This window comes from Delftia sp. CH05, from assembly GCF_009827015.1.
Taxonomy (GTDB): Bacteria; Pseudomonadota; Gammaproteobacteria; order Burkholderiales; family Burkholderiaceae_C; genus Comamonas; species Comamonas tsuruhatensis.
In genome coordinates this window covers 17,392-31,085 of sequence record NZ_WUMG01000026.1, presented here as the reverse complement: position 1 = coordinate 31,085, position 13,694 = coordinate 17,392, and the positions used below count along the sequence as shown (strand labels likewise).

The following is a 13,694-nucleotide window of genomic DNA, read 5'->3' as shown; positions in this document are numbered from 1 at the left end:
CCGGGCTTCAGCCGGGCAGATGGCCCAGCGAGGCGCTGACGCGCGCCGCTTCGGCGCGCAGGGCCCGGGCCACCGCGCCCTGCGGGTCCGGGTCGAAGCCGCCGCTGGCGCCCAGCGCGCACAGCACGCCCACCACATGGCCTGTGTAGTCGTGCAGCGGCGCCGCCACGGCGCTGATGCCCGGCAGGTTGACGTCGCGCACCGAGGCGCAGCCCGCAGCGCGGATCTCGCGGCGCAGCGTGCCCAGCGGGTCCGCGCCATCGAGCAGCGCGCGCCGCGCGGCCGGCGCCTCGGCCAGCTCCCGGGCCAGCAGCGCATCCACGCGGGCATCGTCGTCCATGAAGGCGAAGAAGGCGCGCCCCGTGGCCGACCACAGCAGCGACATCACCGAGCCCACGCGCACATTGACGGTGACCGGCAGGCCCGGCTCCTCGAAGCGCACGATGGTCGGCCCCAGGTTGCCCATCACGGCCACGAAGCTGGTGACCTGCAAGGCCTCGCGCAGGTGCAGCAGGGCAGGCTCGGCCAGGCGGATGGGGTCGGACTGCCGCATGGCGGCCAGGCCCACGCGCATGGCCTCGGCCGCCAGCGCGTACTGCGTGCCGCCACGGTCCTGCTCCACCAGCCCCTCGGCCATCAGGCTGGCCAGGTAGCGGTGGACCTTGGCCGGGCTTTCCTCCACCGCGCCCGCGATGGCCGTGAGGCTGGCGCGTCCGCCCAGCGTGGCCAGGGCCTTGAGCACGGCCAGGCAGGTCTCGGCGGCCTGCACGCGCTGGCGCCTTTCGCGCGGCGGCGCGGGCTCGTCAATCTCGGAGACAACAGTGGAAGTCATGGCGGCAGGGCGGGTCTGGATAGGCCTGTTTTAAGCGCTGGCGGGGCATTGTGCCGCAGCTTGCGGGTAATCCCGGGCGGTATTTTTACGCAATGCGTAGAAAAATTACGCAAAACAAGATTCCATGGATTCCACCCAGGCCTCACCGGAGACAAGCCCCATGCACAAGCGCCTTTTCCTCACCACACTGGCCGCAGGCCTGCTATCGGCCACCGCCCTGCCCGGCGCGCTGGCCCAGGACGGATTCCCCAGCAGGAACGTGCGCTGGATCGTTCCCTACGCGGCCGGCGGCGGCTCGGACTTCCTGGCCCGCACCATAGGCCAGGCCTGGGGCGGCCAGGTGCACCAGCCCATCGTGGTGGACAACCGCCCGGGCGGCAACACGGCCATAGGCGCCTCGGAAACCGCGCGTGCTGCCGCCGATGGCTACACCGTGCTGTCGGCCGACAACGGCACCCTGGTCTTCAATCCCGTGCTCTACAAGAGCCTCAGCTACAACCCCGCCAGGGACCTCGCGCCGGTCACGCTGATGGGCCGCTTCCCGATGATCCTGGTGGCCGGCCCCGGCATGGCAGCGGCCACGGCCAAAGACTTCCTGGCCCAGGCGCGCACCAGCAAGGACGGCGTGAACTACGCCTCGGCCGGCGCCGGCAGCCCGCACCACCTGGCCATGGAACTGCTCAGGGTGGAGGCCGGCCTGAAGCTGGTGCACGCGCCCTACAAGGGCGCGGCGCCGGCCCTGGGCGACGTGGCTGGCGGCCAGGTGCCCGTGATGATGGTGGACCTGGCCGCGGGCGCAGGCTTCATCAAGGGCGGCAAGGTCCGCCCGCTGGCCGTGGCCAACGCCACGCGCCTGCCCCAGTTGCCCGACGTGCCCACCTTCGCCGAGCTGGGCCTGCCCAAGGTGCAGGCCGCCGCCCTGGTGGGACTGGTGGCGCCCGCCAGGACGCCGGCCCCGGTCATCGCGGCCCTGCACCGGCAGGTCGTGGCCGCGATCAACGAGCCCGCCGTGCGCCAGAAGCTCGTGGATTTCGGCGTGGAGCCCGTGGGCAACACGCCCGAGCAGTTCGCCGCGCTGCTGGCCAGCGAAAGCACGCGCTGGCACCAGCTGATCCGCGACCAGAACATCACTTTGGATTGACCCTCCGCGCCTGCCTGCGAACCTGCCATGACTGCCTCCGCCGCCCCCGACACCGCCCCGTCCGCCTCTGCGCCAGCATTTGCGCCCGGCTCTGCGCCCGCCTCCGCGCGCTGCCCCTTCGACCACCGCCAGCCCAGCGGCCAGACCGGCCCCACGGGCTGCCCCGTCAGCGCAGGTGCCGCGGCCTTCGACCCGTTCAGCGACGGCTACCAGCAGGACCCGCCCGAATATGTGCGCTGGGCGCGCGAGCAGGAGCCGGTGTTCTACAGCCCGCAACTGGGCTACTGGGTGGTCACGCGCTTCGACGACATCAAGGCGGTGTTCCGCGACAACATCGCCTTCAGTCCCTCGATCGCGCTGGAGAAGATCACGCCCACGGGCGAGGAGGCCAATGCCGTGCTGGCCTCCTACGGCTTCGCGCTCAACCGCACCCTGGTCAACGAGGACGAGCCCGCCCACATGCCGCGCCGCCGCGCGCTGATGGACCCGTTCACGCCCGAGGAGCTGCGCCACCACGAGCCCATGGTGCGCGAGCTGGCGCGCGCCTATGTGGACCGCTTCATCGACGACGGCCGCGCCGACCTTGTGGACCAGATGCTGTGGGAGGTGCCGCTGACCGTGGCCCTGCACTTCCTCGGCGTGCCCGAGGAGGACATGGACCGGCTGCGCGAGTACTCCATCGCCCACACCGTCAACACCTGGGGCCGGCCCCGGCCCGAGCAGCAGGTGGCCGTGGCCCATGCGGTGGGCAACTTCTGGCAGTTGGCCGGCAAGGTGCTGGCCAAGATGCGCGAGAACCCCGATGCGCCGGGCTGGATGCAATACGGCATACGCAAGCAAAAGGAGCTTCCCGAGGTCGTCACCGACTCCTACCTGCACTCCATGATGATGGCCGGCATCGTGGCCGCGCACGAGACCACGGCCAATGCCACGGCCAACGCCGTCAAGCTGCTGCTGCAGCATCCCGGCGCCTGGAAGCAGATCTGCGAGAACCCCGCGCTGATCCCCAATGCCGTGGAGGAATGCCTGCGCCACAACGGCTCGGTGGCCGCCTGGCGGCGCCTGGCCACGCGCGACGTGGTGATCGGCGGCGTGGCCGTGCCGGCGGGCTCGAAGCTGCTCATCGTGACCTCGTCGGCCAACCACGACGAGCGGCATTTCGCCGATGCCGACTTCTTCGACATCCACCGCGACAACGCCGGCGACCACCTGACCTTCGGCTATGGCTCGCACCAGTGCATGGGCAAGAACCTGGCGCGCATGGAGATGCAGATCTTCCTGGAGGAGTTCACGCGCCGCCTGCCCCACATGCGGCTAGCCGAGCAGCGGTTCACCTACGTGCCCAACACCTCGTTCCGGGGCCCCGAACACCTGTGGGTGGAGTGGGACCCGGCCCTGAACCCCGAGCGCGCCCGTCCCGCCCTGCTGCAGGCGCGCCAGCCCGTGCGCATCGGCGAAGCCCTGCAGGGCGGCGCCAGCCGGCCCATGGTCGTGGCCGAGGCCGAGGCTGCCGCCGAAGGCGTGCTGCGCCTGCGCCTGAAGGCCGCCGATGGACACGCCCTGCCGCGCTGGACGCCGGGCTCGCACATCGACCTGCAATGCGGCGACACGGGCCTGTCGCGCCAGTATTCGCTGTGCGGCGACCCGCAGGACACCGGCAGCTACGAGATTGCCGTGCTGCGCGAGGCCAACGGCCGTGGCGGCTCGGCCTGGGTGCATGCGCATCTGCACCGCGGCGCCACCGTACAGGTGCGGGGCCCGCGCAACCATTTCCCGCTGGACGAAGGCGCCAGCCACCTGATCCTGGTGGCCGGCGGCATCGGCATCACGCCCATCTCGGCCATGGCACGGCGCGCCAGGGCGCTGGGCCTGTCCTATGAAATCCACTACAGCGGCCGGCGCCGCGCGGGCATGGCGCTGCTGGCGCCGCTGCAGGCCGAGCATGGCGCCCGGCTGCACCTGTACGTGGCGGAGGAAGGCCGGCGCGCCGACTACGCCGCCCTGCTGGCCACGCCGCGCGCCGGAGCCCGCATCCATGCCTGCGGACCGGCGCGCCTGCTGCACGGCCTGGAGGCCGCCAGCCGCCACTGGCCCGAGGACAGCCTGCGCGTGGAGCATTTCGTCTCCACCGTGGGGGCGCTGGACCCTGCCAGGGAGCAGGGCTTCGAGGTGGAACTGCGCGCCTCGGGTCTTGTGCTGCAGGTGCGCAACGACCAGACGCTGCTGGACGCCCTGCGCAGCGCGAAGATCGAAGTGCAAAGCGACTGCCGGGAAGGGCTGTGCGGGTCCTGCGAAGTGCCCGTGCTCGACGGCGAGGTGGACCACCGCGACATGGTGCTCACGCGCGGCGAGCGCGCGGCCTGCACCAAGATGATGAGCTGCTGCTCGCGCGCCAGGAGCGGCAGGCTGGTGCTGGGACTGTAGCCAGGGCTACAGGGCAGCCCGGCGCCCAGAAACACAAAAGCCCCAAGGCCATCATCGGCAATGGGGCGATCGCATCGGTGGGCGCGCTTCGGGGCGCACCTGCCTCCAACCGGATTACTGGTTGGCGATTTCGAGCTCGGCGTTGCGGGCTTGCTGGATGAAATCGATCAGGGAATAGATTGCTTGGCGCATGGTGAACTTCCTTACTGAGACGCTCAACAATCACTGGCGGCATGCATCTCAAGTGCCGCGAATGCCGGGAAAACCCTCTAAGCGTTTACCCTATGAATAAGTATAAACCACTAGATCCCGGCGTGCAAACGCACAGTTGTAAGCGCACGTCAAGATTCCGCAGAGGCGCCCAACTGCGTCCCAATGTCAGGCATGGGATGATTCAGGCTTATGACCGCGCCTTCCGTTTCCCTCGCACCCTGGCACATAGAGCCGCTGAACCCGGCCGAGGCGCCGTGGCCGCTGCTGCTGTCGGCGGACCCGTCGCGGGAAAAGGTGCGCGGCTATCTGGCGGGCTCCACCTGTTTTGCCGCGCGCGAGTCCTTCCAGCGCGAAGGCCAGCCGCCGCGTCCCGGCGGGCGCGGCGAGGTATTGGGCATGTGCGTGCTGGTGCCGCTGCGCGCCAGCGGCGACGAGGCCTCAGGCCCACCCGCCTGGGAGCTGATGAACATCGCGGTCGCAGAATCGCTGCACCACCGGGGCCTGGGCACCGCCCTGCTGCGCCAGGCCATCGCCTGGGCGCGCTCGCAAGGTGCTCCCCGCATCGAGGTCGGCACCGGCAGCTTCGGCGACCAGCTGGTCTTCTACCAGCGCGCGGGTTTTCGCGTGACGGGCATCGTGCGTGACTTCTTTCTGAAGCACTACACCACCCAGCTGTGGGAGCGCGGCGTGCAGCACCGCGACATGCTGCGCCTGACGCTGGAGCTGGGCACGGGCCGCTGAACGGCCACCCGCTCAGTCCGAAGACATCTTCATCAGCACCAGGCCCGAGACGATGAGCACGGCCGCGCCGATACGCATGGCGCTGACCTGCTCGCCCAGGACCGTGATGCCGACCAGGAAGGCGCCCACGGCGCCGATGCCGGTCCAGATCGTGTAGGCCGTGCCCAGCGGCAGGCTGCGCATGGCCACGGCCAGCAGGCCGAAGCTGGCGATCATGGTGACGATGGTGATGGCGCTGGGCACCAGCCGCGTGAAGCCGTGCGATTGCTTCATCGAGAACGCCCAGACCACTTCGAGCAGCCCCGCCACCAACAGATAGACCCATGCCATGGAAAACTCCTTGTGAAGCCGGGTCGTCCCGGCGCATGCATGTCCCAATGTGGGGGAGGCCGTCCTCCTGGCAGAAGGGCTTGCGCCTCCTGCATGGCCGCCAGTTTAGGAGAAAGCCTTCAAGCCGGCCGCACCCAGCCTGTTGCCCCATTGCCGCCTGGGTGGTTGCTGCACAACAGCATCCAGGGCGTCAGGCGGCCAGTGCCTCTTCCTGTTCAGCCAGCAGGATGTTGCCCACGGTGGCGCCCAGGCCGGCCACGCGCTTGCGCAGCTTGAGCACGGCCTTGTCCTTGCTGATCAGCAGCGCCTGGTGCTGGCTGGCCAGGTCCAGGAAATGCTGGTCGTCGGGGTCGGTGCAGGCAAAGCGGATGCGCGGCGCATCGGCCACGTACTCGACCGCTCCGTCAAAGGCCGAGAGCACGCCCTCGACCGTCTTGCCGTAGAAGGCCACGCGCGGCGCGATCTGGCTGTAGTGCAGCACGCGTTCGAGCTCGATGCGCTGGGCCTGGTCGGCGATCCAGCGCATCTGCCCCTGCTCCACCAGCTCGCGGATCGGCGGAACATGCGGATCGTCGAAGATCAGCATGTCAAGGACCACATTGGTATCGAGCACCACGGGCCGGGGCAGGGGACCTTCGTAGCCGTCGTTGCACTGCGGCCAGCGCAGCACGATCTTCATGGCGCGGTGCCCTCTGCCGGGCCTTCGGCGGCCTTTCTGGGCTTGACAGCGCCACGGACCATGTCGAAGCGGAACAGCCGGCACTCGATGGGGCCGTTCCACATGGGCGTGCGCCGCGCTTCCTTCAGGCGCATCTTGCCGGGCAGCTTGAGGTCGGGCGTGAGCATCCAGGCGCTCCAGCCGCTGTAGTTCTTCTTCCAGTGGGTGGCCAGCTGGCTGAAGAATTCCACACCGTCCTCGGTCTGGGCCGTCTCGCGGCCCGCGCGCTCGACCACGGCCATGCGCTCGCCGGCGCTGCGGCCGGCCGAGCCGGCTGCGGCAATGCGCTCGCCATAGGGCGGATTCAGCAGCATCAGGCCGGGCTGCTCGCAAGGCGGCATGCGCTGCAGGGCGTCGCCGCCGCGCAGCTGCACGGTCTGGCCCACGCCCGCGCGCTCGGCGTTGCGCTGGGCGAAGTCCACCATGCGGTGGGACACGTCGGAGCCATAGATGCCCACGGGGCTGTCGGGCAGGATGGCGGCCTCTGCCTCGTCCAGCATGGCTTCCCACACATGCCTCTGGAAGGGCACGAGCTTTTCGAACGCGAAGCGCCGCAGGATGCCGGCCGGAATGCGCCGGGCGATCTGCGCGGCCTCGATCAGCACCGTGCCGCTGCCGCAGCAGGGGTCGTACAGCGGCTGGGGATCGTCGCCGTGCGGGTCCCAGCCCGTGGCGGCGATCATGGCCGCGGCCAGGGTTTCCTTGAGCGGCGCATCGCCCTTGTCCTCGCGCCAGCCGCGCTTGAACAGCGCCTCGCCCGAGGTGTCGATGTAGATGGTGGCCTCGTCGGTCGTCAGGTGCAGGTGCACGCGCACGTCGGGGTGGCGCGTTTCCACGTCGGGGCGCACGCCCTTCCTGTCGCGGAAGCGGTCGGCAATGGCGTCCTTGACGCGCAGCGCCGCAAAGTTGAGGCTGGTCAGCGGGCTGTGCTGGGCCGTGACTTCGATCTTGAAGCTCTCGCGCGGGGAGAACCAGATCTCCCAGGCCACTTCGCTGGCGGCGCGGTACAGGTCGTTTTCGTTGCGGTACAGGGTCTGCGACAGCTGCACCAGCACGCGCTGGGCCAGACGGCTGTGCAGGTTCAGCAGCAGGGCGTCGCGCCACAGGCCGCGCACCATCACGCCGCCACGGCCGACCAGGAGGTCGTGGCCGCTCAGGCCGGTGATCGCGTGGACCTCGTCGGCCAGAAATCCCTCGACGCCGGCGGCGCAGGGCAAAAACAGATGCAGTTGGTTCATAGCTTGGGTGCCGAGCATACGCGCACCGCGATTCCCCGCGCAGGCGCCAGCCGAAACCCGCTTGCCTGCGCTTCGGCCCGGGCCTACAGTGGAAGCAACCGCGAGGGAGAGCACCATGAAGACTCGAACCACGCCCGTCCACACGGATTTCCTCGGCGCCACGCAGGCCGCACGCCTGGTGGCGCAGGTCGGCGTCGCCGCCTGCCTGGCCGGCCTGGCCGATGCCATCGAGCAAGACTTCGCGCGCTGGCCCGATTTCGAGAAATCGGCCCGCCTCGCCCACCATTCGCCCGGCGGCGTGATCGAGCTCATGCCCGTGTCCGATGCGCTGGACTACGCCTTCAAGTACGTCAATGGCCATCCAGACAACGCCGACCGGGACCTGCCCACGGTGATGGCATTCGGCGCCCTGGCCGACGTGGCCACGGGCCTGCCGGTCTTCCTGTCCGACCTGACGCTGGCCACGGCGCTGCGCACCGCGGCCACCTCGGCGCTGGCCGCGCGCCGGCTGGTGCGGCCGGGCTGCCGCAGCATGGCGCTGATCGGCGCAGGATCGCAGTCCGAATTCCAAGCCCTGGCCTTCACCCACCTGCTGGGCGTGGAGCGGCTGCGCATCTTCGACATCGACGTCCAGGCCATGCGCAAGCTGGTGGACAACCTGGGCCATGCAGGCATTGCCGCCCAGCGCATCACCTGCTGCACCAGCAGCGCCCAGGCGCTGGAAGGCGCCGACATCGTCACCACGGTCACGGCCGCCAAGCGCCGCGCCTGCGTGATCGCCGATGCCGATGTGCGCCCCGGCACCCACATCAATGCCGTCGGCGGCGATTGCCCCGGCAAGACCGAACTGCCCGTGGAGTTGCTGCGGCGCGCGCGCATCTTCGTGGAGTTCACGCCCCAGACGCGCGTGGAAGGCGAGATACAGCAGCTGCCCGCCGACGCGCCCGTGACCGAGCTGTGGCAGGTCATCAATGGCCTGGCGCCGGGACGCGGGCACGACACCGAGATCACGCTGTTCGACTCCGTGGGCTTTGCGCTGGAAGACTATTCGGCCCTGCGCTGGTTGCGCGCGCTGGCCCACGACACCGGGCTGATGCAGTCGATCGACCTGGTGCCTGCGCTGGCCGACCCCCGCGACCTGTACCGGCTGGTGCGCGAGGCCGGGCAGGCAGAACGCGGCTTTGGCTGACACGGGGACTGCATACCATGGGTCCCATGAGCATGAACACCCATACGACCCCGCAGACCGCACGCGCCCTGAGACTCATAGGCGTGCCCACCGACATCGGCGCCAGCCGCCTGGGCAGCGCCATGGGCCCCGACGCGCTGCGCGTGGCCGGCCTGGCCCCGGCGCTGCGCCAGCTGGGCTGCCAGGTGCGCGACATCGGCAACCTGGCCGGTCCGCCCAATCCCCAGACACCGCCCGAGCAGGGGCTGCGCCACCTCGCACCGGCCCGCGCCTGGATGGACGCCGTGCACCAGGCCGTGGGCCAGGCGCTGGACGATGGCGAGCTGCCGCTGATGCTGGGCGGCGACCACAGCCTGGCCATGGGCTCGATCAGTGCCGTGGCCGCCCACTGCCGCCGCCTGGGCCGCGCGCTGCGCGTGATCTGGCTGGACGCCCACGCCGACTGCAACACGCCCGATATCTCGCCCAGCGGCAACCTGCACGGCATGCCCGTGGCCAGCCTGTGCGGCCTGGGGCCCGAGCCGCTGACCGCGCTGTCCCAGGGTGGCGATCCGGCGCTGGATGCCGCCTCGCTGTGCCAGATCGGCCTGCGCAGCGTGGATGACCAGGAAAAGCGCCTGCTGCATTCGCTGGACATCGAGGTGTACGACATGCGCGCCATCGACGAACTGGGCATGCGCGAGGTCATGCGCCGCGCGCTCGACGGCCTCGCCGGCAGCGACACCCACCTGCACCTGAGCTTCGACGTGGACTACCTCGATCCCGACATCGCGCCCGGCACGGGCACGCCCGTGCGCGGCGGCCCCAGCTACCGCGAGGCCCAGCTGTGCATGGAGATGCTGGCCGATACCGGACGCCTGGGCTCGATGGACCTGGTGGAACTGAACCCGGCGCTGGACCTGCGCAACCAGACGGCCGAGCTGGTGGTGGACCTGCTGGAGAGCCTGTTCGGCAAGAGCACGCTGGTGCGGGCCGATCGCTGAGGCCGCTCAGGCTGGCGAGAGCGAAACACGCCAGCCGTCGCCCCCTGCATCTGTGGCGAAGCGCACAGGCACAAAGCGCTCGATCACCTCGAAATTGCTGCGCGCATGCGGCGTCAGTTCCGTGCAGGTGTAGCTGGCACCGCGCCCGCTGCGCCAGACGGCCAGCGCCAGCGGCAGGGCCCATTGGTCGGCCAGGTACGGGCCCAGGGCGGCCTGGCTGCCCTGGTGGCGGCGCACCTCGCGCGCCAGGTCGTGCGCCACCTTTTCGGCGCTGACGCCCTTCATGCCGAACTGCGTGAACACTTCGCTCAGGTGCTCATAGGCCAGCGTGGCCAGCAGCGCGTTGCCCGGCCCCTCGTTCTGGCGCACGGCAGCCACCTGCAACTGCTCGCCAGACCAGCCCAGGGCCTGGCCCAGATGGTCCAGTTCGCGCTGGGCCACCGCGCGTGGCAGCGCGGGCGCAAAGCATTCGGCATGGCTGGCCACGGGTGCGCCGCGTTCGGTGATATCGAAAGGCACCAGCCCATTGGTTGCCGGCGTGATCGTCACGTCCATCTCGCCGCCACCGGCCGGATAAAAGCCCAGCCGGCGCAGCCGCAGTTCGCAGCGCGCGCCCAGCCTGTGCAGCAGCGGCGCATAGCTGCGCTCCAGGAAATGGAAGGGCGGCGCGGCCGGGTTGTGGGTGCCGCCGCCCAGGGTCAGGCGGCTTTCGCCATTGGCCAACATCAGCGCGGGCCACAGCGTCTGCAGCAGCAGGGTGCAACTGCCGGCCGAGGCGATCACGAAGCGGTACTCGCCCGCACGCACCGGCCCCGGTGTGAATTGCAGCGTCTGCGAATTCATCTCGGCGCCCTGCATCTGCGCGCCGCAGATTTCGGCGGCGGCATTGACGCAGGCCAGGTGCTGGCGCATCAGGCCCGGCTTGGCGCGCCCGGCACGGATGCGCTGCATGGCAAAGGGCTGACCCGTGCACATGGACAGCGCCAGCGCGCTGCGCAGCATCTGGCCTCCGCCCTCCCCGGCGGAGCCGTCGATCTCGATCACTTTCATTTTTCTCTTTCATTCATTGCCGCCAATTGCCGCCAAAGCGCGCCACGGCATCCCGCAGATAGCGGTCCAGCGGCGCCGCATCGGCCTGGCCCCCCGGATCGGGCGCATGGGCCATGGCATGGGCCAGCTCGCGCTCCAGGAAATCATGGACCCGCACCCGGCGCGGCCCCTTGGCGGCCTCGCCCAGGCGCATCTTGAGCTCCAGCAGCTCGTTGAGCTCGGCCAGCAGGCCTGCATCCTCCAGCGTGCCCGCCGCCAGCTGCGCAAAGCGCATGGGCGGCGCACCACGCCCCTCGCGTATCCAGCGCGCGGCCAGCAAGGGGCGCAGCACATAGAAGTATTTCTTGTAGCGCACCACATCACCCTGCAGGTGGGCGCGCAGGTTCTTGCGCGCCATGGCCACGTAGTGGTGGTAGCCGCGCACCGGCGAAAAGCCCTGCTCGGCCAGCAGATGCAGGCGCTCGGCCCAGGGCTGCTCCTGCCGGTAGACCACGGGCGAGCGCAGCCATTCGAGCAGCGTGGGGTTGGAGGCGCGTAGCAGCCCCAGCGCCTTGCGCAGCTCCCAGCCGCTGACATCGAGCTCGCCGCTGAGCGGCTGCTCTATGACATCGCGGCCCGGCGCCACCGTCAGATACCAGGGCAGGCGGTGGACGTAGATGAAGCGCACGTCATAGTCGCTGTCGGGCGAGGCAAAGCCCCAGCCGCGGTTGCCCGACTCGCAGGCAAACAGCACCGTGACCTCGTGCCTGCGCTCCACCTCGGCCAGATTGGCCAGCACCGTGGCGCGCATGGCATCGGAGACCGGATGCGCGCTCAATACCTTCTCTTCCCTCATGCTCTCATCCTGCTTTCTGTTCCGGAGGATGAGAGCCCGGGGCCCTCATCCACTCACCCTTTCACGCACACCACTTGCTTCAGGGTGTGCACCACCTCCACCAGATCCTGCTGCGCGGCCATGACCGCATCGATGTCCTTGTAGGCCATGGGAATCTCGTCCACCACATTGGCATCCTTGCGGCATTCCACGCCCTCGGTGGCCTTGATGTGGTCCGCCACGCTGAACATCTTCTTGGCCTTGGTCCGGCTCATCACGCGGCCCGCACCGTGGCTGCAGCTCTCGAAGCTCTCCGGGTTGCCCAGGCCGCGCACGATATAGCTGCGCGCGCCCATGCTGCCCGGGATGATGCCCAGCTCGCCGCGCCGCGCGCTCACCGCGCCCTTGCGGGTGATGAACACATCCTGGCCGAAATGGCGCTCCTGCTGCACGTAGTTGTGGTGGCAGTTCACCGCCTCCACATGCGACTCGAAGGGCTTGGCGATCACCTTGCGCACCGTGGCGATGAGGTTGGCCATCATCACCTCGCGGTTGCGCATGGCGAACTTCTGCGCCCAGGACACGCCGCGCACATAGTCGCCAAAGTAGCGGGCCCCTTCCTCGAAATAGGCCAGGTCCTTGTCGGGCAGGTTGCGCTGATGCAGTTCTGCGTCCTTCTTGGCCAGCTCGATGAAATGGGTGCCGATGGCATTGCCCACGCCGCGCGAGCCCGAGTGCAGCATGAACCACACGAAGCCCGCCTCGTCCAGGCAGATCTCGATGAAGTGGTTGCCGCTGCCCAGCGTTCCCAGGTGCTTGCGGTTGTTGGTGTTGGCCAGGCGCGGATGCAGCTCGCACAGCAGGTCGAACTCATCGGCCAGCGTGGCCCAGACCTGGTCCACCGACACGGGCGGGTTCTCCCAGCTGCCTGGATCACGGCCCCGGTGGCGCGGCACCGAGCCATGCGGCACGGCCTGCTCTATCGCCGAGCGCAGCGGGCCCAGGTTGTCGGGCAGGTCCTCGGCGCGCAGCGTGGTCTTGGCAGCCATCATTCCGCAGCCGATGTCCACGCCCACGGCCGCCGGGATGATGGCCTTGATGGTCGGGATCACCGAGCCCACGGTGGCGCCTATGCCCAGGTGCACGTCGGGCATGGCTGCGACATGCTTGAACACCACGGGCAGGCGCGCGGCGTTCTCCAGCTGCTTGCGCGCCTCGTCCTCGACGGGCACGCCCTTGGTCCACATCTTGATGGGAACGCCGCCCTCGACATCATGCTGTTGGTAGTTGTTCATGGTGCTGTTCTCTTTCATGTCTTTGTTCTTGGTTGAATCGTGTTTCCGCCTCAAGTGGCCATGGCGTCGAATACCGCGCCTATGCGCTCATCCAGCGGGTAGCACTGGTGGTCGCGCTTGCCTGAAGGCAGCCAGGTGCTGGCCGGGCCGCGCTCGGCCAGTTGCAGCAGCTTCTCTGCCCAATGCTTCTTGGTGCCTGCCTGCGAGAGCCACTGCTCCATCGTTGCACGGTAGCCATTGCGATCGGATGCGAAGGCATTGCTGATGCAGTTCCCACCCCAGATGAATTCGTAGAAGCATGCATCGACAAAATGCAGCGTGGCGCTCTCGCTGTCACAGGTCAGCCAGTGGTCCAGCAGGGGCTGGAGCGGCACACCGGCGTAGTCCCACATGAGCAAAAAGGAGAAGGCCTCTTCGCCCTGGAAAACGCTGGTGTCCGGCTCAGCCCACTGCTCCAGCCCCAAGGCAAAGAAGGCACGAGCAAAGGCTTGCAACGCCGCGCTTTCCTGCGATGAAAAGGAGCCGGGCTCGCAACGACCAAGGCGGTCCAGATACAACTCGGTGGAGTGGTGCAGCCTTGCGCCCTGCGCCAGCAGTTCCAACATTCTTGGCGCCAGGTACTTGATCTCATCCGCAGGCTGGACCACGCTTTTGGCAGCGTCGTTGTATTGGTAGAAATGGTGCTCGGTCAGGCTGCGCAGGGGCAGTCGACGCATCTCGCGCTCC

13 protein-coding genes are annotated in these 13,694 nt (G+C 68.9%); 5 read left to right on the top strand and 8 right to left on the bottom strand.

All coding sequences use genetic code 11. The features are described from left to right. Positions 1–7 precede the first annotated feature (7 nt). Positions 8–832: an IclR family transcriptional regulator gene (locus GRX31_RS19105; protein WP_160854230.1), complete on the bottom strand. Its 825-nt coding sequence runs from the start codon at positions 830–832 to the stop codon at positions 8–10. Positions 833–992: 160 nt separating this feature from the next. Here GRX31_RS19105 and GRX31_RS19100 point away from each other — a divergent pair, with 160 nt between their 5' ends. The 3 genes from GRX31_RS19100 (at position 993) to GRX31_RS19090 (ending at position 5,351) form a co-directional block, all read left to right on the top strand. Then, positions 993–1,973, top strand: a complete 981-nt coding sequence (locus GRX31_RS19100; protein WP_034389537.1) for a Bug family tripartite tricarboxylate transporter substrate binding protein — start codon at positions 993–995, stop codon at positions 1,971–1,973. A 27-nt stretch (positions 1,974–2,000) separates the two neighbouring features. Next, complete coding sequence (locus GRX31_RS19095) at positions 2,001–4,397, top strand: cytochrome P450/oxidoreductase (protein ID WP_160854228.1); 2,397 nt, start codon at positions 2,001–2,003, stop codon at positions 4,395–4,397. Between the two features lie 402 nt (positions 4,398–4,799). Then, positions 4,800–5,351 carry a GNAT family N-acetyltransferase gene (locus tag GRX31_RS19090; protein ID WP_017406990.1) on the top strand — a complete coding sequence of 184 codons (552 nt, stop codon included), beginning with the start codon at positions 4,800–4,802 and terminating at the stop codon, positions 5,349–5,351. Positions 5,352–5,363: 12 nt separating this feature from the next. On the opposite strand, the gene sugE is transcribed toward GRX31_RS19090, so the two are convergent. The 3 genes from sugE to GRX31_RS19075 all read right to left on the bottom strand — a co-directional run bounded on the left by sugE (position 5,364) and on the right by GRX31_RS19075 (position 7,637). Continuing rightward, positions 5,364–5,681: a quaternary ammonium compound efflux SMR transporter SugE gene (gene sugE, locus GRX31_RS19085; protein ID WP_013804742.1), complete on the bottom strand. Its 318-nt coding sequence runs from the start codon at positions 5,679–5,681 to the stop codon at positions 5,364–5,366. 190 nt (positions 5,682–5,871) lie between these two features. Beyond that, positions 5,872–6,360 carry a putative toxin-antitoxin system toxin component, PIN family gene (locus tag GRX31_RS19080; protein WP_016450511.1) on the bottom strand — a complete coding sequence of 163 codons (489 nt, stop codon included), beginning with the start codon at positions 6,358–6,360 and terminating at the stop codon, positions 5,872–5,874. After that, positions 6,357–7,637, bottom strand: a complete 1,281-nt coding sequence (locus GRX31_RS19075; RefSeq protein WP_047327975.1) for a THUMP domain-containing class I SAM-dependent RNA methyltransferase — start codon at positions 7,635–7,637, stop codon at positions 6,357–6,359. The genes GRX31_RS19080 and GRX31_RS19075 overlap by 4 nt, the downstream gene beginning before the upstream one ends. Before the next feature lie 115 nt (positions 7,638–7,752). Here GRX31_RS19075 and GRX31_RS19070 point away from each other — a divergent pair, with 115 nt between their 5' ends. Next, positions 7,753–8,826: an ornithine cyclodeaminase gene (locus tag GRX31_RS19070; protein WP_070080758.1), complete on the top strand. Its 1,074-nt coding sequence runs from the start codon at positions 7,753–7,755 to the stop codon at positions 8,824–8,826. Between the two features lie 17 nt (positions 8,827–8,843). After that, positions 8,844–9,809 carry an arginase gene (rocF, locus tag GRX31_RS19065; protein WP_026062796.1) on the top strand — a complete coding sequence of 322 codons (966 nt, stop codon included), beginning with the start codon at positions 8,844–8,846 and terminating at the stop codon, positions 9,807–9,809. Between the two features lie 6 nt (positions 9,810–9,815). Here the strand turns inward: rocF and rtcA are convergent, their stop codons facing one another. The 4 genes from rtcA to GRX31_RS19045 are packed head-to-tail and all read right to left on the bottom strand — an operon-like array spanning position 9,816 to position 13,684. Further along, positions 9,816–10,859 (bottom strand): RNA 3'-terminal phosphate cyclase, encoded by a 1,044-nt coding sequence (gene rtcA, locus GRX31_RS19060; protein WP_160854226.1) that lies wholly within the window; start codon positions 10,857–10,859, stop codon positions 9,816–9,818. A 13-nt stretch (positions 10,860–10,872) separates the two neighbouring features. Next, on the bottom strand, positions 10,873–11,694 hold the full coding sequence (locus GRX31_RS19055; RefSeq protein WP_160854224.1) for a nucleotidyltransferase domain-containing protein: 822 nt from the start codon (positions 11,692–11,694) through the stop codon (positions 10,873–10,875). Between the two features lie 53 nt (positions 11,695–11,747). Continuing rightward, positions 11,748–12,986, bottom strand: a complete 1,239-nt coding sequence (locus tag GRX31_RS19050) for an RtcB family protein (protein WP_047219509.1) — start codon at positions 12,984–12,986, stop codon at positions 11,748–11,750. Between the two features lie 32 nt (positions 12,987–13,018). Beyond that, entirely contained in the window at positions 13,019–13,684 is a 666-nt protein-coding gene (locus tag GRX31_RS19045) for a hypothetical protein (protein WP_237426725.1), read from the bottom strand. Positions 13,685–13,694: the final 10 nt, after the last annotated feature.